This window comes from Micromonospora zamorensis (assembly GCF_900090275.1).
GTDB lineage: Bacteria > Actinomycetota > Actinomycetes > Mycobacteriales > Micromonosporaceae > Micromonospora > Micromonospora zamorensis.
Window position 1 is genome coordinate 4,527,102 of record NZ_LT607755.1, and the last position, 19,208, is coordinate 4,546,309.

20 protein-coding genes are annotated in these 19,208 nt (G+C 70.3%); 10 read left to right on the forward strand and 10 right to left on the reverse strand.

The window, feature by feature from the left end; all coding sequences use genetic code 11:
• Positions 1 to 40 precede the first annotated feature (40 nt).
• From GA0070619_RS19835 to ctaE, 5 genes are all read right to left on the reverse strand, one after another.
• Positions 41 to 730, reverse strand: a complete 690-nt coding sequence (locus tag GA0070619_RS19835) for a DUF4142 domain-containing protein (RefSeq protein WP_088949450.1) — start codon at positions 728 to 730, stop codon at positions 41 to 43.
• A 192-nt stretch (positions 731 to 922) separates the two neighbouring features.
• Positions 923 to 2,554 (reverse strand): cytochrome bc1 complex cytochrome b subunit, encoded by a 1,632-nt coding sequence (qcrB, locus tag GA0070619_RS19840; RefSeq protein ID WP_088949451.1) that lies wholly within the window; start codon positions 2,552 to 2,554, stop codon positions 923 to 925.
• The gene (gene qcrA / locus GA0070619_RS19845; protein ID WP_088949452.1) at positions 2,551 to 3,639 is read right to left on the reverse strand and encodes a cytochrome bc1 complex Rieske iron-sulfur subunit; all 1,089 of its coding nucleotides are present in this window, start codon (positions 3,637 to 3,639) and stop codon (positions 2,551 to 2,553) included. The genes qcrB and qcrA overlap by 4 nt, the downstream gene beginning before the upstream one ends.
• A gap of 64 nt (positions 3,640 to 3,703) precedes the next feature.
• Complete coding sequence (gene qcrC / locus GA0070619_RS19850; RefSeq protein WP_088949453.1) at positions 3,704 to 4,540, reverse strand: cytochrome bc1 complex diheme cytochrome c subunit; 837 nt, start codon at positions 4,538 to 4,540, stop codon at positions 3,704 to 3,706.
• A gap of 70 nt (positions 4,541 to 4,610) precedes the next feature.
• Complete coding sequence (ctaE, locus tag GA0070619_RS19855; protein ID WP_088949454.1) at positions 4,611 to 5,210, reverse strand: aa3-type cytochrome oxidase subunit III; 600 nt, start codon at positions 5,208 to 5,210, stop codon at positions 4,611 to 4,613.
• A gap of 108 nt (positions 5,211 to 5,318) precedes the next feature.
• Between ctaE and GA0070619_RS19860 the strand changes: the two genes are divergently transcribed.
• The 4 genes from GA0070619_RS19860 to GA0070619_RS19875 all read left to right on the forward strand — a co-directional run bounded on the left by GA0070619_RS19860 (position 5,319) and on the right by GA0070619_RS19875 (position 8,514).
• Positions 5,319 to 6,239: a cytochrome c oxidase assembly protein gene (locus GA0070619_RS19860; protein WP_371409485.1), complete on the forward strand. Its 921-nt coding sequence runs from the start codon at positions 5,319 to 5,321 to the stop codon at positions 6,237 to 6,239.
• Positions 6,240 to 6,501: 262 nt separating this feature from the next.
• Positions 6,502 to 6,897 carry a hypothetical protein gene (locus tag GA0070619_RS19865; RefSeq protein WP_088949455.1) on the forward strand — a complete coding sequence of 132 codons (396 nt, stop codon included), beginning with the start codon at positions 6,502 to 6,504 and terminating at the stop codon, positions 6,895 to 6,897.
• A gap of 89 nt (positions 6,898 to 6,986) precedes the next feature.
• Positions 6,987 to 8,045: an anthranilate phosphoribosyltransferase gene (gene trpD, locus GA0070619_RS19870; protein ID WP_088949456.1), complete on the forward strand. Its 1,059-nt coding sequence runs from the start codon at positions 6,987 to 6,989 to the stop codon at positions 8,043 to 8,045.
• A 259-nt stretch (positions 8,046 to 8,304) separates the two neighbouring features.
• Positions 8,305 to 8,514 carry a hypothetical protein gene (locus tag GA0070619_RS19875; protein ID WP_088949457.1) on the forward strand — a complete coding sequence of 70 codons (210 nt, stop codon included), beginning with the start codon at positions 8,305 to 8,307 and terminating at the stop codon, positions 8,512 to 8,514.
• 113 nt (positions 8,515 to 8,627) lie between these two features.
• On the opposite strand, the gene GA0070619_RS19880 is transcribed toward GA0070619_RS19875, so the two are convergent.
• Positions 8,628 to 9,053: a cytochrome c oxidase subunit 4 gene (locus GA0070619_RS19880; RefSeq protein ID WP_088949458.1), complete on the reverse strand. Its 426-nt coding sequence runs from the start codon at positions 9,051 to 9,053 to the stop codon at positions 8,628 to 8,630.
• Positions 9,054 to 9,062: 9 nt separating this feature from the next.
• On the reverse strand, positions 9,063 to 10,034 hold the full coding sequence (ctaC, locus tag GA0070619_RS19885; protein ID WP_088949459.1) for an aa3-type cytochrome oxidase subunit II: 972 nt from the start codon (positions 10,032 to 10,034) through the stop codon (positions 9,063 to 9,065).
• Positions 10,035 to 10,324: 290 nt separating this feature from the next.
• Between ctaC and GA0070619_RS19890 the strand changes: the two genes are divergently transcribed.
• Both GA0070619_RS19890 and GA0070619_RS19895 read left to right on the forward strand, forming a co-directional pair.
• The gene (locus tag GA0070619_RS19890; protein WP_088949460.1) at positions 10,325 to 11,476 is read left to right on the forward strand and encodes a cysteine desulfurase family protein; all 1,152 of its coding nucleotides are present in this window, start codon (positions 10,325 to 10,327) and stop codon (positions 11,474 to 11,476) included.
• Complete coding sequence (locus GA0070619_RS19895) at positions 11,473 to 11,706, forward strand: sulfurtransferase TusA family protein (RefSeq protein ID WP_088949461.1); 234 nt, start codon at positions 11,473 to 11,475, stop codon at positions 11,704 to 11,706. Before GA0070619_RS19890 ends, GA0070619_RS19895 begins: the two co-directional genes overlap by 4 nt.
• 147 nt (positions 11,707 to 11,853) lie before the next feature.
• Here GA0070619_RS19895 and GA0070619_RS19900 read toward each other — a convergent pair whose 3' ends face one another.
• The 3 genes from GA0070619_RS19900 to GA0070619_RS19910 all read right to left on the reverse strand — a co-directional run bounded on the left by GA0070619_RS19900 (position 11,854) and on the right by GA0070619_RS19910 (position 14,732).
• On the reverse strand, positions 11,854 to 12,831 hold the full coding sequence (locus tag GA0070619_RS19900) for a carbohydrate kinase family protein (RefSeq protein ID WP_088949462.1): 978 nt from the start codon (positions 12,829 to 12,831) through the stop codon (positions 11,854 to 11,856).
• 199 nt (positions 12,832 to 13,030) lie between these two features.
• Positions 13,031 to 13,423 (reverse strand): iron-sulfur cluster insertion protein ErpA, encoded by a 393-nt coding sequence (gene erpA / locus GA0070619_RS19905; protein ID WP_088949463.1) that lies wholly within the window; start codon positions 13,421 to 13,423, stop codon positions 13,031 to 13,033.
• Between the two features lie 169 nt (positions 13,424 to 13,592).
• Positions 13,593 to 14,732, reverse strand: coding sequence for a glycerate kinase family protein (locus GA0070619_RS19910; protein ID WP_088949464.1), 1,140 nt, complete (start codon positions 14,730 to 14,732; stop codon positions 13,593 to 13,595).
• A 67-nt stretch (positions 14,733 to 14,799) separates the two neighbouring features.
• Here GA0070619_RS19910 and nadA point away from each other — a divergent pair, with 67 nt between their 5' ends.
• From nadA to GA0070619_RS19930, 4 genes are all read left to right on the forward strand, one after another.
• Positions 14,800 to 15,999: a quinolinate synthase NadA gene (gene nadA, locus GA0070619_RS19915; RefSeq protein WP_088951920.1), complete on the forward strand. Its 1,200-nt coding sequence runs from the start codon at positions 14,800 to 14,802 to the stop codon at positions 15,997 to 15,999.
• A gap of 213 nt (positions 16,000 to 16,212) precedes the next feature.
• Entirely contained in the window at positions 16,213 to 17,568 is a 1,356-nt protein-coding gene (murA, locus tag GA0070619_RS19920; protein WP_088949465.1) for a UDP-N-acetylglucosamine 1-carboxyvinyltransferase, read from the forward strand.
• A gap of 113 nt (positions 17,569 to 17,681) precedes the next feature.
• Positions 17,682 to 18,275, forward strand: coding sequence for a DUF3043 domain-containing protein (locus GA0070619_RS19925; RefSeq protein ID WP_088949466.1), 594 nt, complete (start codon positions 17,682 to 17,684; stop codon positions 18,273 to 18,275).
• Between the two features lie 193 nt (positions 18,276 to 18,468).
• Positions 18,469 to 19,029: a helix-turn-helix domain-containing protein gene (locus GA0070619_RS19930; RefSeq protein WP_088949467.1), complete on the forward strand. Its 561-nt coding sequence runs from the start codon at positions 18,469 to 18,471 to the stop codon at positions 19,027 to 19,029.
• Positions 19,030 to 19,208 lie beyond the last annotated feature (179 nt).

Consider the following 19,208-nt stretch of genomic DNA (forward strand, 5'->3'; position numbering starts at 1 on the left):
GTCCACCGCGCGGGTGGACCGGCCGTCTGCTGTCGCTACGTCAGCTCTCGCTGGGAGCCGGCGTTTCGGTGGTGCCGCCGCCCGGAACCGGGGACTCGGTGTTGCCACCCGGAGCCGGCGACTCGGTGCCGGTGCCGCCCGGAGCCGGCGACTCAGTGCCGGTGCCGCCCGGGCTGGGCGTACCGCTGGCGCTGGTCTGCGGAACCGGGATGCCCAACTTGTTGGCGAGCTGCACCAGCTCGTCGTAGTGCGCCTGCAACGTCGGCAGAGCCGTCTGCGCCAACTGGACCACCGACTGCTCGGAGCCCTGCGAGATCTCCGTCTGGGTGGCCTGGATGGCCTGGACGTGACCGGCCAGCTCACTGGTCACCCAGAGCCGGTCGAACTCCGCACCGCTGGCGTTGTTCAGCTTGTCGATGACCGCCTGCTGATCGGCGCTGGGCTCGTTCGGCAGTTCCACCCCGAGCTGGGACGCGGTCTGCTGCACCGTCTGGTCCAGCTGGGTGTGGTCGGTCTTCAGCATCGCACCCAGGTCCTTGACCCCCTGGTCCTGACCCTTCTGCTGAGCCAGGTCACCGGCGGTGATCTCGAACAGGTTGACCTGGTGAACCGCCTGCAGGTACTGCGTGTCCTGCGTTGACGGCTGTGCCGCGGCCTGCGCGGCCGCAGCCGGCGCGACACCGACGAGTACAAGCGCGGCCAACAGGCCGAGGCGTTTGATACCCAACATGCTTCCCCCCCTTGAGACGTTGGACCGCACGGATACCCGGCTCACCGGGGTTATTCCTGCGATCGCCCGTCGCGCGGGGTCTACCGGTCCCGTCGTGGCCGTCCGACTCCGCCTCGCCTGGGCGGCGGGTACGGATACGACGTGGCGCCCGCCGGAATCCGGCGGGCGCCACGTAACGGTGCGATCGGGCGATCAGCGGCGGCTCTCTCCGCTGCCGATCTCCTCGCGCTCGGGCCGGGCCTCGACCGGCGGGTGCCCCGGCGAGACCGGCGCCTCGACCGGCTTCTCGATCGGGTAGAAGAAGCCCCGGATGGCCGGCCCGAGGGCGCCCAGCCGGTTCATCTTCTTCGGCACGACCCAGCCGACGTACTCGAGCTCGCCGTGACCGTCCGCGTGCCCGTTCGACGAGCTGAGCGGCTGGTGCACCTCGACGAACCGGCCGTCCGGCATGCGCCGGATGATGCCGGTCTCCACGCCGTGCGCGAGGACCTCCCGGTCGTGCTGCTGCAGACCGAGGCAGAGCCGGTAGGTGATGTAGTACGCGATCGGCGGGACCACCAGCAGACCGATCCGACCAGCCCAGGTCATCGCATTCAGGCTGATCTGGAACTTGTCGGCGATCACGTCGTTGGCGCCGGAGAGCGTCAGAACGATGTAGAACGCGACGGCCATGGCGCCGACGGCGGTCCGGGCCGGAACGTCACGGGGCCGCTGGAGCAGGTTGTGGCTGTTGCGGTCCTTGAGGTGCCGGGCTTCCAGGAACGGGTACATCGTCGACAGGCCCACCAGGATGCCGGGCAGCACGACAGTCGGCCAGAACAGCGGCGGGATGACGTAACCGTCGCCGAGCGGGATGTTGATTTCCCAGGCCGGCATGAGTCGGGTCGACCCGTCCAGGAACATGACGTACCAGTCGGGCTGGCTGGCGGCCGAGACCACCCACGCCTCGTACGGGCCGAACAGCCAGATCGGGTTGATCTGGAACAGACCGCCCATCAGCGCGATGACGCCGAAGACGACCATGAAGAAGCCGCCCTGCTTCAGCGCGTACCGCGGGAACATCCGCTCGCCGACCACGTTGTTGTTGGTCCGGCCGGGGCCGGGCCACTGGGTGTGCTTCTGCTTGAAGACCAGGCCCAGGTGGACGCTGATCAACGCGACCAGCAGACCCGGGATGAGCAGCACGTGGGCGATGAAGAACCGGCTGATGATGATCGTTCCCGGGAACTCACCGCCGAAGATCGACGAGGTGAGCCAGGAGCCGATCACCGGGATGGACAGCATGATCGCCGAGGCGATCCGCAGGCCGGTGCCGGACAGGCCGTCGTCCGGCAGCGAGTAGCCGGTGAAGCCGGCCAGGAAGCCGACCCAGAACAGCAGCGAACCGATGATCCAGTTGGTCTCGCGCGGCTTGCGGAAGGCGCCGGTGAAGAACACCCGCAGCATGTGCACGACGATCGCGGCCATGAACAGCAGCGCCGCCCAGTGGTGCATCTGCCGCATCACCAGGCCACCGCGGACGTCGAACGAGATGTCCAGGCTGGAGGCGTACGCGGCGGACATCGGCGTGCCCTGCAACGGCGCGTAGCTGCCGTCGTAGACCACCTCGGTCATCGCCGGCTCGAAGAAGAAGGTGAGGAACACACCGGTCAGCAGCAGCACGACGAACGAGAACAGCGCGATCTCGCCGAGCAGGAAGGACCAGTGGTCCGGGAAGACCTTGTTCAGCAGCTTGCGCAGCGGGGTGGCCACCGCGAAGCGGTCGTCAACTCCCACCGCGGCCTTACCCGGCGTCGCCGCTAGGTCAATCTTTCGACGCTTCATGGCCGCTCCCAGAAGTCAGGCCCGACGGTCTCGGTGTAGTCGGACTTCGCCACGAAGAAGCCCTCGGAGTCCACCTCGATCGGCAACTGCGGCAGCCGCCGGCTGGCAGGGCCGAAGATGGGCTTGGCGTTGTCGGTGATCAGGAACTGGGACTGGTGGCACGGGCAGAGCAGCCGGTTGGTCTGCTGCTCGTAGAGGCTGGCCGGGCAGCCGGCGTGCGTGCAGATCTTGGAGAACGCCGCGTAGTTGCCCCACATGTAGTCGCCGTGGCCGATCTTCTCGTTGGCCCGACGCGACTCCTGCGCGTCGGAGTCGCGGAGGTGGATCAGCAGCGTCGGCGAGTCGGCGTGTCGGTTGCTCACGCCGTGGTCGATGCCGGGGAAGACGGTCAGCTGGCCACCGGCGCTGATGTCCGCCGGGCGGACCGGACGGCCGTCCTCGCGGACCAGGCGGATCCGCTCGCCGCCCTCGGCGGCGGCGAACCCGGTGGTGAACATCTGGTTGTTCTTGTGCGGCTGTGAGATCAGGCCACCGACCAGCGGCGCGGCGATGACCGCACCGACCGGCGCGAGACCGGCCAGCAGCGAGATGCCGAGCAGGGGGCGACGCTTCACGCCCAGCTCGTCCGCCATGTAGAGCATGGTCTGGCCGGTGATGGTGCGACCTTCGGAGTCCACCTGGCCCTCGTGCCGGTCCTGGATCGAGACCTCCTTGGGCAGCAACTTCTTGCCCCAGGTCAGGATGCCGAAGCCGACGGCGAGCAGCGCGATGCCGAGGGTGAAGCCGAGCAGCGGGGTGTAGAACTTGTCGCCGCCCCGGCCCGGCTCGTACTGCCACGGCCACGCGATGTAGATGACCATGAAGGCGGTCGCGGCCAGACCGGTGAGCAGGAAGAAGCCGGCGACCACCCGGGTCAGCCGACGCTCCGCCTTGGTGCCGGGCAGCACCTGCGGCTCGTAGTGGACGATCTCGATGTCGTCCCGACGCGCGCCCTCACGAACGATGTCGAACCGGGTCAGCTTGGGGTCGTTGACGTCGAGCGGCTCCCGGCCCTGGGGGGTCGAGTGCTCGGTGGGGGTGCTCATGCCGTCACCTCGCTACGGGTGGCGCCGAGCGGCACCACAGCGCTGATGGGGAGTATCCGCTCGGTCACGACTTGCCCGCAATCCACAGGCTGGCGAAGACGAGCGCCACGATGCCGACCAGGAAGATCGCCAGGCCCTCGGTCGAGGGGCCGTACCGCCCGAGGTTGAAGCCGCCCGGGTCCTGGTCGTGCTTCAGCGTCTCCTGGATGTAGGCGATGATGTCGGCCTTCTGCTCCGGCCGAAGCTGGTTGTCGCCGAACACCGGCATGTTCTGCGGACCGCTCAGCATCGCCGCGTAGATCTGGCGGTCGGTCGCGGGGTGCAGGCTCGGGGCGAACTTGCCCGACGAGAGCGCACCGCCGCCACCACCGAACGCGTGGCACTGCGAGCAGTTGATCCGGAACAGCTCACCGCCGGACGCGATGTTGCCGTCCTCGCCGAGGTCGTCGCCCTCGGGCACGACCGGGCCGCCGCCCAACTCCTGGATGTACTGGGCCAGCTGACGGGTCTGCTCGTCGGTGAAGACCGGGGGCTTGCGGTGAGCCTGGGCCTCCTGGCGGGCCATCGGCATCCGCCCGGAGCTGACCTGGAACTCGACCGAGGCCTCGCCGACGCCGATCAGGCTCGGCCCGCGGCCCTCGACACCCTGGGCGTTGCGACCGTGGCAGGTTACACAGCTCACGTCGAACAGCGCCTTGCCCTCGGCGGCTGCGCCGGTCAGCTGCGGGTTGTCCTGCGCCTGGGCACCCGGGGCGAAGACGGTGTAGGCGCCGCCGGCGAGCATCAGCGCGGCGATCAGCCGGACCGCGGCGCCCAGCCGGCGGCGGCCCCTGCTGCGCGCGGCGGGCCGCTCGCGCAACCGCGCGAGCAGACCGCGTCGGCGGTCGTTGTCAGAAGTCATGAGCGGTGTCCTTAACCGGTTGGACCTGTCTCAGGGGACGGAGCAGCAGCGCGGAATGTGACGCGCAAGATCACTGAAGCCAGTAGATCATGGCGTACAGCCCGATCCACACGACGTCGACGAAGTGCCAGTAGTACGACACGACGATCGCCGAGGTCGCCTGCGCCGGGGTGAACCGGCCCATGGTCGTACGGACCATGAAGATGATGAAGGCGATCAGACCGCCGGTCACGTGCAGGCCGTGGAAGCCGGTGGTCAGGTAGAACACCGACCCGTAACCGTCTCCGTTGATCTTGATGCCGTCGGCGACCAGGTGCCGGTACTCGTTCAGCTGGCCGAGCACGAAGATCAGGCCCATCACGAAGGTGATGGTGAACCAGCGCCGAAGCGCGTGCACGTCACCCTTCTCCGCCGCGAAGACGCCGAGCTGGCACGTCACGGAGGACAGCACCAGGATCACCGTGAAGGTGGTCGCGTACGGGATGTTCAGCGCTTCGGTGTGCTTCTCCCACTGCTCCGGCGCAGCTGCGCGGATGGAGAAGTACATCGCGAACAACGCCGCGAAGAACATGAGTTCGCTGGAGAGCCACACGATCGTCCCGACGCTGACCATGTTCGGTCGAGTCAGAGAGTGGATCCGGCTCTTGTCAATGGCTGGGGCCGCAGTCACGCCGTCATTATTGCCCCTGACCGGGGGCGGCGATCAGCGGGGTGGCAAACCTGCGCCTTCCGTGGCCCCACCGTCAGGGTCCGGTTCGCCTGGCCTAGCCTGAAAAGCGTGCTGCACGTCGATCCGATCCTCGCCGCCACCTCGGCCCCGCCGCCGTTCACCGTCGGCACGGTGCTGACCGAGACCCGGCTGGACAGCTGGCTGGCCCTCGGCCTGGTGCTCGCCGCCGGCCTGTACCTCTACGGGGTGTACCGGCTGCGCCTGCGGGGCGACCGCTGGCCGATCGCCCGTACCGTGTTCTTCATCGGCCCCGGCCTGGGCGGCATCGCGCTGGTCACGGTCAGCGGACTGCACGCCTACGACACCGCGCTGCTGTCCGTGCACATGATCCAGCACATGGTGCTGTCCATGGTGGCGCCGATCTTCCTGGCGCTGGGCGCGCCGATGACCCTGGCCCTGCGCACCCTGCCGGTCGGGCCGCGCAAGCGCCTGCTGGCGATCGTGCACAGCCGTGTCGCCCGGGTCTACAGCTTCCCGCTGGTGGCGTTCGCCATCTTCGTGGTCAACCCGTTCGTGCTGTACTTCAGTGATCTGTACCGCTTCACCCTCGAACACGCCTGGGCGCACGAGCTGGTGCACGCGCACTTCATCATGACCGGCTGCGTGTTCTTCTGGCCGCTGCTCGGGCTCGACCCGCTGCCCGGCCGCTGGCCGTACCCGGCGCGCGCGCTGCTGATGCTGCTCTCCGTGCCGTTCCACACCGTGCTCGGCCTCACCATCATGCAGAGCACCACGCTCTTCGGCGGCGACTGGTACCCGTCGCTCAACCTCGCCTGGTCGGACCCCTGGGACGACCAGGTGGTCGCCGGCGGCATCCTCTGGGCGGGTGGTGAGTTCGTCAGTGTGACCATGCTCGCGGTGCTCGTCGTCCAGTGGGTCAAGCAGTCCGAACGCGAGGCCCGCCGGGTCGACCGCGAGCTGGACCGCCAGGAGGCCCGCGAGCGCGCCGCCGACGCCGCGGCCACCTGAGCTGCCCGGACGGTACGCCCCGACGATCGGTGGCGGGCGGGATGTCGGCTACGTCACCCCGACCGGTACGATCGGCGGGCAGCTACGAGGTGGGAGTCAGTGCCGCAATGAGTGAGCGCAGCGAACGAATCATCAAGCGCAGTGCGATGGTGCCTCATGACGGCACTGCTCACAGTCCGGCTCCCGGCCGAGGCCGTATCGAGGCTATGGGATATCACGAAACGGCCGGTACCCGGACCGTTCGGCGAAGCGGAGTGCCGGCATGAGCGATCGTCTTTGCACCGTCCTGCTCTACAGCGACGACCCGAAGGTCCGTGATCGGATGCGGATGGCCGTCGGCACCCGGCCCGCGCCCGGTCTGCAGATCGAGTTCGTCGACGCGTCGACCTACGCGGAGACCATCCGACTGGTCGACGACTACGAGATCGACCTTCTGGTGCTCGACGGTGAGGCGAGCCCGGGTGGCGGCATCGGCATCGCCCGGCAGATCAAGGACGACCGGGACGACGCCCCCCCGACCTGCCTGGTGATCGCCCGCGCCGCCGACCGATGGCTGGCCGCGTACGCCGAGGTCGACGCGACGCTGGTGCACCCGCTCGACCCGGTGACCACCGGCGGCACGGTGGCCGAGCTGCTGCGGACGCACGCACCCGCCTGACGTCCCACGCTCCTCCGGCACCGCCACGGCGCCGGACACTCGGCGCTGGCTCCAGCCCACCCGCACTTCGCACGCTCGGGAGGCCCGTCATGGGCGATCGGACCTGGCCGCACCTGCTCAACTCGCTGCTGCGCGGCGACGAGCTGTCCACCGCCGACACCGCTTGGGCGATGGGCGAGATCATGGCCGGCTCGGCGGGTGCCGCGCAGGTCGCCGGCTTCGCTGTGGCGTTGCGGGCCAAGGGTGAGACGTCCGCCGAGTTGGCCGGGCTGGTGGAGACGATGCTGAGCCGGGCGGTCCCGGTGGACCTCCCCGACGAGCTGCGTTCCACCGCGCTGGACGTGGTGGGCACCGGCGGTGACCTCGCCCACACGGTCAACATCTCCACGATGGCCGCCCTCGTGGTGGCGGGTGCCGGCGTCCGGGTGGTCAAGCACGGCAACCGGGCCGCGTCGTCCTCCTGCGGCACCGCCGACCTGTTGGAGTTCATGGGTGTCCCACTCGACCTCGACCCGGACGCGATCGTCCGCTGCGTCACCGAGGCCGGCATCGGGTTCTGCTTCGCGGCCCGGTTCCACCCGGGGATGCGGCACACCGGCCCGGTTCGACGGGAGCTGGGCGTGCCGACCGTCTTCAACTTCCTCGGCCCGCTTACCAACCCGGCCCGGCCCCGCGCGGGCGCCGTGGGCTGCTTCGACCTGCGGATGGCCCCGGTGATGGCCGGTGTGTTCGCCGACCGTGGTGACTCCGTCCTGGTGATGCGCGGCGAGGACGGGCTGGACGAGTTCACCACCGCCGCGCCGACCCGCGTCTGGGCGGCCCAGGGAGGCACCGTACGCGAGGCCTTGCTGGACGCGACGGACCTGGGTGTACCCAGGTCCACCCTCGCGGACCTGCGGGGCGGTGACGCCGCGTACAACGCGGATGTGGCCCGTCGCCTGCTGGCTGGCGAGACGGGCCCGGTCCGGGACGCGGTGCTGGTCAACGCCGCGGCGGCGCTGGCCACCCAGGGCCCGCTCGACGGCGACCTGACCGAGGCGCTGCGCGCGGGCCTGGACCGCGCGGCCGAGTCGATCGACTCCGGTGCGGCCGCCGTGACCCTCGACCGCTGGATCGCCACCGCGACCGCCACTGCCACAGTGGCCTGACCTCGGCGTCGCCGCTCGGCGGCGAGGGCCTTGATCGACTGGGTCCCTTGAAACTGCGGCGTCCGAGCCGTCCGGACACCCCGATGCCAATGATGTCGAGTGGATCACCCTGGCGGCACCAGCGGCCGGGGGTCCCAGCGACGGGCCACGGGAGATTTGTCGGACCCGCGTGGGAAACTACAGGCGAGTAGTTATCGATTCCGTCCGTGCGCCGCTGTCGCGTTCGGGGGCGGGTCGCCTGGTTCGAGAGGAGACGCCCGTGTCGCACCGCGAGCTGTACTGCGACGTCTGTGAGGGCGTGGCACCGTTCGAGGTGCCGCCCTGCGTCGACGGTCACGGCGCCGACTGTCCTGAGCTCATCTGCACCGGCTGCGGTGCCGCCGTGGTGCTGGTCACCGCGATCGCCGTTCCGGTCACCCAGCTGGCCGGCAGTCGACGCCGCCAGCCCACCCGCCGCCACGCCGCCTGACCCACAGCGCCGCCTGACACGCAGCGCCATCCGGCTCCCGCGCGACGAAAGGCCCGCTCCCACTCGGGGAACGGGCCTTCGTCACGCAGGTCGGTCGCGAGCGACCGGGTGGATCAGTGCTCGGCGGTGCGCCGGGTGCCGCTGTAGTACTCGAACAGCAGCCCGCAGGCGGAGAAGACGACAGCCACCAGACCGGCGCCGATCAGCCAGTACTGCCAGAACACCATGCCGAGCGCGGCGATCGCGGCGGCCAGTGCCAGGCCGAACGGCCAGTAGCTGCCCGGGCTGAAGAAGCCGACCTCGCCGGCGCCGTCAGCGATCTCGGCGTCCGGGCGGTCCTCCGGGCGCAGGTCGATGCGCCGGGAGACGAACCAGAAGAAGCCACCGCACATCGTGCAGAGCAGGAACGACAGCAGCAGGGCCACGGTGCCGACCCACTCGATGCCACCGGACGCGCCGTTGGTCCAGGCGCCGTAGAGGATGGTGGCGCCGAGCAGGAACGCGGCAATGATCAGGAAGATACGCCACTCGGTCTTCATATGGCTGCCTCAGCTTCCCGTGCGGGCCGGAACGTCGTCCGGGTTGAAGTTGCCCTGCGTCCGGCGGGTGTCGAACGGCCGCGTGGTCTCCGCGTACGGGTCCTCACCGATCTCGGTCAGCGCGTCCTGCGTGGACTTGCCGCCCTGCTTGGCCGCCAGGAACTGGTCGTACTTCTCCGGCGACACCACCCGCAGCTCGAAGTTCATGAACGCGTGGTAGCTGCCGCACAGCTCGGCGCAGCGCCCGACGTAGGCACCCTCGGCGTCCAGGCTCGAGACCTCGAACACATTGCGGATCTTGCCCGGCATGACGTCCCGCTTGAACAGCAGCTCCGGCACCCAGAACGAGTGGATGACGTCGCGGCTGGTCTCCTCGAACCGGATGGACCGGTTGGTCGGCAGCACCAGCACCGGGATGACCTCACTGGTGCCGAGCGTCGACGCGGTGGTGCGGGCCTCCGGGCCCTGGCCGTCGCGGTAGTTGAACTGCCAGTTCCACTTGAAGGCGACAACCTCGACCGTGACGTCCGGGTTCTTCGACAACTTGTCGACGTCGGTCTGCACGATCGCCGTGTAGTAGAAGAGCACGGAGACGATCAGGATCGGCGCGATGGTGTAGAGGAACTCCATCGGCAGGTTGTAGCGGGTCTGCACCGGCAGCGTGTTGCCACGCTTGCGGTAGCGCACGACGCACCAGAAGATCAAACCCCACACGAAGACACCGACCGCGAGCGCGGCGATGCAGGAGGCGATCCACAGGTCGTACATCCGCTTCGACTCCGGCGAGATGCCGCCCTGCGGCCAGCCGAAGCCGTCAAACGCCTGCCCTACGTCACAGCCCGTGAGCAGGACCAGCAGCGCCACGCCACCGAGACCGAGCCCGGCCAACCGACCAGCACCACGCCCCCGGCGGCCACCGACCCCTGGGGAAGCGCTGTGCCGTACGGCCGACGGCCGTACCTCCGAACTCCTTGCGACCACCTGGTCCTGCCTCCCTAGCGCGCCGCGGTGGGTCTTTCCTCAGCACCGACGGCAAAGGCGTCACCGACGGTCGCAGATTACTCGACCATGACGGAGTCGGCCGTGGTGGGGTCACTGTCCACCCCCCATTGGGGGGATGATGGGCATACCACCGCGATAGCGTGTCGATCTGTGAGCGCGAGGAGTGAGCCGGGTTTGCGAGCCCCGCAATCGCGAACAAAGGCGGATCTGTGAGCGCGAGGAGTGAGCCGGGGTTGCGAGCCCCGCAATCGCGAACAAAAGGCGGATCTGTGAGCGCATCCCCGGTCTACCTGGACGCGGCGACCGCCGCGCCGATGCATCCGGTCGCGCGGCAGGCGCTGCTGGCCGCCTTCGACGACGGCTGGGCCGACCCGGGCAAGCTCTACAGCCAGGCCCGCCGGGCACGGCAACTGCTCGACGCCGCCCGCGAGGCAACCGCGCTGACGCTCGGCGTCCGCGCGGACGAGGTGTCCTTCACCCCCAGCGGTACGACCGCAGCTCACGGCGCGGTGCTCGGTGGCCTGGCGGGGCGTCGCCGGGTCGGGTCGACGCTGGTGCACTCGGCGATCGAGCACTCGGCGGTGCTGCACGCGGCGGAGCGGCACGTGGCGGCGGGTGGGACCGCGACCGTTGTGCCGGTCGACCGGGTGGGTCGGCTGGACGTGACCTCGTGGTCGGCCGCCGTTCGCGCACCCGGTGCCGCGCTGGCCGCTCTGATCACGGCCAGTCACGAGGTGGGGACCGTGCAACCGGTCGCCGAGGCGGCCGCGATCTGCGCCGAGGCGGGGGTGCCGCTGTACGTCGACGCCGCCCAGTCGGTCGGCCGGGTGCCCCTGCCGGCCGGCTGGTCGGTGCTCAGCGCGAGCGCCCACAAGTGGGGCGGTCCGCCCGGGGTGGGGGTGCTGGCGGTCCGTAAGGGCACCCGCTGGGAGTCACCCTGGCCGGCCGACGAGCGGGAGGGTGGTCGTACCCCCGGGGTGGTGAACCTGCCCGCGGTGGTGGCGGCGGCGGCGAGCCTGCGGGCCGCGGCGGCCGACGCGGCGGCGGAGGCGGCCCGGCTGGATCCGCTGGTGGACCGGATCCGGACGCGGGTCGCGGCGGACGTGCCCGACGTGGAGGTGGTCGGCGACCCGGTGCTCCGGCTCCCCCACCTGGTCACCTTCTCGTGCCTGTACGTCGACGGTGAGGCGCTGCTGCACGCACTGGACCGGCGGGGCTTTGCCGTGTCGTCCGGCTCGTCGTGCACCTCGTCCACGTTGCGTCCCTCGCACGTGCTGGAGGCGATGGGGGTGCTCTCGCACGGCAACGTGCGGGTCAGCCTGCACCGGGAGACGACCGAGGCGGACGTCGAGCGGTTCCTCGACGAGCTGCCCGGGATCGTCGCCGAGCTGCGCGCCGACGCTGGGGTGGTGGGGCTGTGACGATGCCGGACGAGGTCATCGACTGCCGGGGGCAGCGCTGCCCGCTGCCCGTGATTGCGGCGGCCCGGCGGTTGCCACAGCTGCCGGTGGGCACTGTGGTCCGGGTGCTCGCCGACGACCCGGCGGCGGCGGTCGACCTCCCCGCCTGGTGCCGGATGCGCGGCCAGGAGTTCCTCGGGTCGGTCAAGGGCCCGGACGGCCCGGCCTACGACATCCGCCGCCGCCACTGAGCCCGCTTCATTCGTCGATCCAGATCAGCCTCAGTCGACGGCCCGGCCGGGCAACGGGCCGCCCCGTTCGTGATCGTTGGCTGCTGAGCAGCAGTTCGCTCGGCCTGTCGTGCTGCCCAGCTGCCAACGATCACGGGAGGCAACCAGCTATGGCAGGAGGTGGGGGCGGACCTCGTCCGCCGCGGTGTCACCGTAGGACTCGGCGAGCCGCTTGACGAACAGGTCGCGGCGGACGTCGTACTCCTGGGTGCCGACCGTCTCCAGGACCAGCGTGGCCAGCAACGAGCCGACCTGGGCGGCCCGCTCCAGGCCGACCCCCCAGGAGAGCGCGGTGAAGAAGCCGGCCCGGAAGCCGTCCCCCACCCCGGTCGGGTCGACCGCCCGGATCTCCCGCGCGATCGGCACGTGGATCGGGTCGATGCCCCGCCCGGCGATCTCCACACCGTGCTTGCCCAGCGTGGTGACCCGCACCTTGACCAGGTCCAGCAGCTGGTCGTCGCTCAGCTTCGCCTTGCTCTGCAGCAGCGACTTCTCGTAGTCGTTGGTCATCAGGAACTCGGCGCCCTCGATCAGCGCCACCACGTCCTCGCCGCCCATCCGGGCGAGCTGCTGCGACGGGTCGGCGGCGAACGCGTACCCGCGGGTGCGGCACTCGGCCGAGTGCCGGAGCATCGCCTCGGGGTCGTTGGCGCTGACCAGCACCAGGTCCAGTCCGCCGAGCCGGTCGGCGACCGGGGCGAGCTCGATGTTGCGCGCCTCACTCATCGCACCGGCGTAGAACGACGCGATCTGGCACATGTCCGTGTCGGTGGTGCAGACGAACCGGGCGGTGTGCGCCACCTCGCTGATGTGCACGGAGTCGCAGTCCACGCCGTGGCGCTCCAGCCAGGAGCGGTAGTCGGCGAAGTCGGCCCCCACAGCGCCGAGCAGCACCGGGCTCAGACCGAGCTGCCCCATGCCGAAGCAGATGTTCGCCGCCACGCCACCTCGGCGGAGCACCAGGTCGTCCACCAGGAAGGAGAGGGAAACCTTGTGCAGCTGATCGGCGATGAGCTGGTCGGCGAAGCGGCCGGGGAAGCTCATCAGGTGATCGGTGGCGATCGAGCCGGTGACGGCGATCTTCATGTCAACCCTCGGGGTCGGGAGCAGGGCGCGGTCAGACTACCGGCCCGACAACCCGGCGGTGACCGGTCGGTCGGACAACGGCAACCGGCCCGTCACGAAAGCGTCGGGACCGCTCCCAGGCGGCATCACGCCCGGGCCGGTACGACGACGGGGCCGTCCCGAAGGACGGCCCCGTCGTCGTTGGTGCGTGGTGCGTGACTCAGTTGAACGAGTCACCGCAGGCGCAGGAGCTGCCCGCGTTGGGGTTGTCGATGGTGAAGCCCTGGGCGTCGATCCGGTCGGCGAAGTCGATCGTCGCGCCGGAGAGGTACGGGGCGCTCATCCGGTCGACGACGACCTCGACACCACCGAAGTCGGTGACGACATCACCGTCGAGCGAGCGCTCGTCGAAGAAGAGCTGGTACCGCAGGCCCGAGCAGCCGCCCGGCTGCACGGCGACGCGGAGCCGTAGGTCGTCGCGGCCCTCCTGCTCGATCAGGGCCTTGACCTTCTGCGCCGCAACGTCGGTGAGGACGACGGAAGTAGGGGCCTGGGCCTCGACGGAAGTAGGGGCCTGGGCCTCGGTCGACTCGGTCTGCGCTGGCGTGGTCACGTGGAAGTCTCCCTGCGCGGTTTGGGTCCGGACGCACTGGCCAACGCCGCGCGCCGTCCAGTGATTCCCGGTTGTGGTCCTCCGCCGATCGTACGCCGCCTCGGCCGGGTGCACCCGCGTGGCGTGACGCCCGCCCCAGGTGGACCCGGTCGTCAGGCGGCCGGAACGCTCAGCGGCTCCACTGCCGGGCCAGTCGGGCGCCCAACTCGCGCAGCCCCTCGGCGGGCCTGCTCAGCGCGGCGTCGAGCCCGCCGCCCGCTTCCCCACCGAAGTGCTCGACCAGGCTGTACGCGTCGGTGACCCCGGCCGAGGCGGCCTCTCGCCGGCCGGTGCTCACCTGCCCGGCCACCACCACGCAGGGCACACCCCGGTCGCGGGCGGCACCGGCCACCCCGGCGACCACCTTGCCGCGCAGCGACTGGTGGTCGAACGACCCCTCGCCGGTGATCACCAGGTCCGCGGTGTCCAGCGCCGCGTCCAGCCGGGTGGCCCGGGTGACCAGGCCGATCCCCGACTCGCAGCCGCCGCCGAGGGCGAGGAGCGCCGCGCCGATGCCGCCGGCGGCGCCGCCCCCGGGCATCGTGCCGAGCCCCGCCGGGCAGCCGGCCAGATCGCGTTCCAGCACCGCCGCGAAGCGCTCCAACGCGGCGTCGAGCAGCAGCACGTCGGCGCGGTCGGCGCCCTTCTGCGGGCCGAACACGTTGCTCGCGCCGTGCAGACCGAGCAGCGGGTTGTCCACGTCGGTGGCCGCGACGAGCCGGACGCCACGCAGCCGGGGCACGCCGTCCACCGCGTCGACAGCGGCGAGCGCAGCCCCGCCGTACGGCAGCGCGGCACCACCGGCGTCGAGCGGTGTGACACCCAGCGCGGCGAGCATCCCCGCCCCGGCGTCGTTGGTGCCCGAACCACCCAGCCCGATCACCACCGTCCGGGCGCCGCTCTCCACAGCGGCGGCCACCAGCACCCCCAGCCCGTACGAGGTGGTGGTCTTCGGGTCGCGCTCGGCCGGAGAGAGCAGGTGCAGACCGCACGCCTGGGCGCTCTCCAGGTAGGCGGTCGCGCCGTCGGTGGTGAGCAGGATCTCACCGGCGGCGGGACGGCCCAGCGGGTCGACCGTCGGCACCGGCACCCGCCGGCCGCCGAGCGCTTCGGCGAGCACCTCCACGAAGCCCGGACCACCGTCGGCGAGCGGTCGGATCAGCAGGTCGTCACCGTCGCTGACGGTGCGCCAGCCGGCGGCCACCGCGGCGGCCACCTCCGGTGCGGGCAGAGTGCCAGCGAACTTGTCCGGGCAGAGCAGCACGCGCATGCCGAGCAGTGTGGCAGCCCACACCGACGGGAGCTGCGTCGCGCTCGCGCTGTGGGACCATGGCTACGTGACTGCGACCTGGGTGGAACCCTCCAACACGGCGACGGCTCTGCTGCTGCTCGGCCGGGGCAGCGACCCCGACACCGAGCGCGGCGTCGAGTGTCCGGGCGACCTTCCGGCGCCCAGCGACCCGGATCTGGTGGCCCGCGCCACGGCCGCGAAGGCGAAGCTGGGCAGCAAGGTCTTCGTGCTGGGGCACCACTACCAGCGCGACGAGGTGATCCAGTTCGCCGACGTGACCGGTGACTCGTTCAAGCTGGCCCGGGAGGCCGCGGCCCGTCCGGACGCGGAATACATCCTCTTCTGCGGCGTGCACTTCATGGCCGAGAGCGCCGACATCCTCACCACCGACGCGCAGCGGGTGATCCTGCCCGACCTGGCGGCGGGCTGCTCGATGGCGGACATGGCGGTTCTGGGCCAGGTCGAGGCCGCGTGGGACACGCTGACCGAGCTGGGCATCGCAGGCGAGACCGTCCCGGTGACGTACATGAACTCCTCGGCCGACATCAAGGGCTTCGTCGGTCGCAACGGCGGCGTGGTCTGCACCTCCTCCAACGCCAAGCGCGCCCTGGACTGGGCGTTCGAGCAGGGGTCGAAGGTGTTCTTCCTGCCCGACCAGCACCTGGGCCGCAACACGGCGGTGCTGGAGATGGGCCTGTCGTTGGACGACTGCGTGCTCTACGACCCGCACAAGCCCGGCGGCGGGCTCACCCCGGAGCAGCTGCGCGACGCCAAGATGATCCTCTGGCGGGGGCACTGCTCGGTGCACGGCCGGTTCACGCTGGAGAGCGTCAACGACGTCCGGGAGCGGGTGCCCGGGGTCAACGTCCTGGTCCACCCGGAGTGCCGGCACGAGGTGGTCACCGCCTCCGACCACGTGGGCTCGACCGAATACATCATCAAGACCATCGAGGCGGCTCCGGCCGGCTCGGCCTGGGCGCTCGGCACCGAGCTGAACCTGGTCCGCCGGCTCGCGCTGGCGCACCCGGACAAGCAGATCATGTTCCTGGACAAGGCCGTCTGCTACTGCTCGACGATGAACCGGATCGACCTGCCGCACCTGGTCTGGGCCCTTGAGGAGCTGGTCGCGGGCCGGGTCGTCAACCAGATCACGGTCGACCCCGACACCGCGCACCATGCCCGGGTCGCGCTGGACCAGATGCTCGCGCTGCCCGGCGCTGACACCCCGCCACCGACGGCGTCCTGATCACGATCTGTAGCGCTCTTGGTACGCAAAAGTGCCGGATCACCGATTAATGCCACACACGCCGATGTGACCGAGTCCTTTTTCGTCACGGAGGGCTATGCTGCCCGGAGCGAAGAGACAGGCGGGCCGTTTCGACATGGCCGCATCCGGGGTAGCGAGAAGGCTCAGGCGCCCCACCAATAACACTGCAGCACCGACGCGCTGGAGGTTGCGTTGACCGACGACGTCCTGGTCGTTCACGGAGGCACTCCGCTCGAAGGGCGGATCCGCGTGCGCGGCGCGAAGAACCTGGTTTCGAAGGCGATGGTCGCCGCGCTCCTCGGCGACAGCCCGAGCCGACTGTTCGACGTGCCGAAGATCCGCGACGTCGAGGTGGTCCGGGGTCTGCTCGGTCTGCACGGCGTCAAGGTCACCGACGGCGCCGAGGACGGCGAGCTCGTCTTCGACCCGGCGAACGTGGAGAGCGCCAGCACCGACCAGATCAACGTGCACGCCGGTTCCAGCCGGATCCCGATCCTGTTCTGCGGCCCGCTGCTGCACCGGCTCGGGCACGCGTTCATCCCGGACCTGGGCGGCTGCCACATCGGCCCGCGCCCGATCGACTTCCACCTCCAGGCGCTGCGCGAGTTCGGCGCCACTGTCGAGAAGCGGCCCGAGGGTCTGCACCTGTCCGCGCCGAACGGGCTGCACGGCACCAAGTTCGCCCTGCCGTACCCGAGCGTCGGCGCCACCGAGCAGGTGCTGTTGACCGCGGTGATGGCCGAGGGCGTCACGGAGCTGCGTAACGCCGCGGTGGAGCCGGAGATCATCGACCTGATCTGCATCCTGCAGAAGATGGGCGCGATCATCAAGGTCCACACCGACCGGGTGATCGAGATCCAGGGTGTGCCGAAGCTGCACGGCTACACCCACCGGCCGATCCCGGACCGGATCGAGGCGGCGAGCTGGGCGGCCGCCGCCCTGGCCACCCGTGGCCACGTCGAGGTGCTCGGCGCTCAGCAGGCCGACATGATGACCTTCCTGAACATCTTCCGGTCGGTCGGCGGCGAGTACGAGGTCACCGACGCGCGCGCGCCGAAGCTGGGCGACCTCGGCCAGGAGGGCGGCATCCGCTTCTGGCACCCGGGCGGTGAGCTGAACGCGGTGGCGCTGGAGACCGACGTGCACCCCGGCTTCATGACCGACTGGCAGCAGCCACTGGTCGTGGCGCTCACCCAGGCCCGCGGCCTGTCGATCGTGCACGAGACGGTCTACGAGCAGCGGCTGGGCTACACCGAGGCGCTCAACTCGATGGGCGCCAACATCCAGGTCTACCGCGACTGCCTCGGCGGCACCCCGTGCCGCTTCGGCCGGCGCAACTTCAAGCACTCCGCGGTGATCGCCGGGCCGAGCAAGCTGCACGCCGCCGACCTGGTCATCCCGGACCTGCGCGCCGGGTTCAGCCACCTGATCGCGGCGCTCGCCGCCGAGGGCACCTCCCGGGTGTACGGCGTCGACCTGATCAACCGGGGCTACGAGGACTTCGAGGCGAAGCTCGCCGACCTGGGCGCGCACACCGAACGTCCGTAACCCCGCTCACCCATCGTTCGACCACGACGGCTCCAGGTTGCGCTGCGACCTGGAGCCGTCGGCCGCTGTACCGCGATGTGCACCGGGCGCGGACCGTTGGCTACCCTTGCCGCGTGCCGTCGCTCTTTCGCCGCAAGTCCACCGACCTCGTCGACGAGGCCGTCACCTCGGTGACCCCCGAGGAGACCGCCGAGCGGTCCCGGGGTTACACCCCTGCCAAGGGTCGGGAGACGCCCAAGCGGCCGACCGTCGGTCGCCGTCCGGCCGGCCCCAGCCGCCCCCTCACCAAGGAGGAGGAGCGGGAGCGTCGCCGCCAACTGCGCGCCGAGGCCGCCTCGGAGTTCCGCCGTGAGGGCGGCCCCCGCGACCGCGGCCCGGAGCGGCTGTTGGCCCGCAACGTGGTCGACTCCCGGCGTACGGTCGGCACCTGGTTCTTCGGCGGCGCGCTGATCGTGCTGATCGGGTCGAACGCGGCCATGCCGCCCCTGGTCCGGTTGATCTCGAACGTGCTCTGGGGCGCGCTGGCGCTGGGCGTGGTCATCGACTCGATCCTGATCTGCCGCAAGATCAGCAAGCTGGTCCGCGAACGCTTCCCGAAGACCGACCAGCGCATGGGCTCGCTCTACCTCTACGCGGTCATGCGGTCGATCACCTTCCGGCGCATGCGCGCCCCGGCTCCCCAGGTCAAGCTCGGCGACAAGGTCTGACCGGGTCGGCCCGAGGGTCACCCACGCACTGGACAAGATCCGCACAACATCAGGGATGACGCTGCCTCCGGCACACCGGAGGGAGCACTTTCCCCGAAGTTGTGCGGTTCTTGCTTGAGGACGGGTCTGGTTCAGCATGCTGAACAGCTGATGCTGTTCGCCGAACCGAACGTTGATCCAGTGGAGCGACCGTATGCCTCCGGAACCCGCGGCCCCGCTGGCCACCATCGCCGCCGCCCTCCGCCGGGAGCGCGAACGCGTCGGCATCTCGCTCACCGAGCTGGCCCGGCGGGCGGGGGTCGCCGAGTCCACGCTCTCCCAACTGGAATCGGGCACCGGCAACCCGAGCGTGGAGACGCTCTGGGCTCTGGGCGTGGCACTCGGCGTGCCGTTCAGCCGGCTGGTGGAGCCGACCAACGACGGCGTACGGGTGGTCCGGGCAGGGGACGGGCCTCGGGTCCGCTCCGAGCGGGCCGACTTCACCGGCACACTGCTCAGCGCGGGCGCGGCACACCTGCGCAGGGACGTCTACCTGATCGAGCTGGAACCGGGCGCGATCCGCGCCGGTGAGGGGCACGCTCCCCGCAGTGTCGAGCACGTGGTGCTCGCCGCCGGCCGCCTGCGGGTGGGCCCCGAGACGGCTCCGGTAGAACTCAACCCCGGCGACTACGCCACCTTCCCCGGTGATGCACCGCACCGCTACGAGGCGCTCACGCCCGGCACGTTCGCCGTCCTCATCATGGAGCACCCCTGACCGAAGCCGGTGATCCCGCCCGATACGGGCGGTCGGCCAGTGCGGTAAGGTCGGAGACCAGATTCTGTTATAGGACCAAATGTCCGAAACCATTGGGATAACGTTTGCGCCCGTGGGCGGCGCCACAGTGGCGGTGAGCGAGCCCACGCCGTTACCCTCCATCGGCAGCCACGGGCTGC

What these genes read in the sequence shown, in the direction of transcription:
- GA0070619_RS19835 (WP_088949450.1), bottom strand. Translation starts at nt 730, where the DNA reads ATGTTGGGTATCAAACGCCTCGGCCTGTTGGCCGCGCTTGTACTCGTC.
- qcrB (WP_088949451.1), bottom strand. Translation starts at nt 2,554, where the DNA reads ATGAAGCGTCGAAAGATTGACCTAGCGGCGACGCCGGGTAAGGCCGCG.
- qcrA (WP_088949452.1), bottom strand. Translation starts at nt 3,639, where the DNA reads ATGAGCACCCCCACCGAGCACTCGACCCCCCAGGGCCGGGAGCCGCTC.
- qcrC (WP_088949453.1), bottom strand. Translation starts at nt 4,540, where the DNA reads ATGACTTCTGACAACGACCGCCGACGCGGTCTGCTCGCGCGGTTGCGC.
- GA0070619_RS19865 (WP_088949455.1), top strand. Translation starts at nt 6,502, where the DNA reads ATGAGCGATCGTCTTTGCACCGTCCTGCTCTACAGCGACGACCCGAAG.
- trpD (WP_088949456.1), top strand. Translation starts at nt 6,987, where the DNA reads ATGGGCGATCGGACCTGGCCGCACCTGCTCAACTCGCTGCTGCGCGGC.
- GA0070619_RS19880 (WP_088949458.1), bottom strand. Translation starts at nt 9,053, where the DNA reads ATGAAGACCGAGTGGCGTATCTTCCTGATCATTGCCGCGTTCCTGCTC.
- GA0070619_RS19900 (WP_088949462.1), bottom strand. Translation starts at nt 12,831, where the DNA reads ATGAAGATCGCCGTCACCGGCTCGATCGCCACCGATCACCTGATGAGC.
- GA0070619_RS19910 (WP_088949464.1), bottom strand. Translation starts at nt 14,732, where the DNA reads ATGCGCGTGCTGCTCTGCCCGGACAAGTTCGCTGGCACTCTGCCCGCA.
- GA0070619_RS19930 (WP_088949467.1), top strand. Translation starts at nt 18,469, where the DNA reads ATGCCTCCGGAACCCGCGGCCCCGCTGGCCACCATCGCCGCCGCCCTC.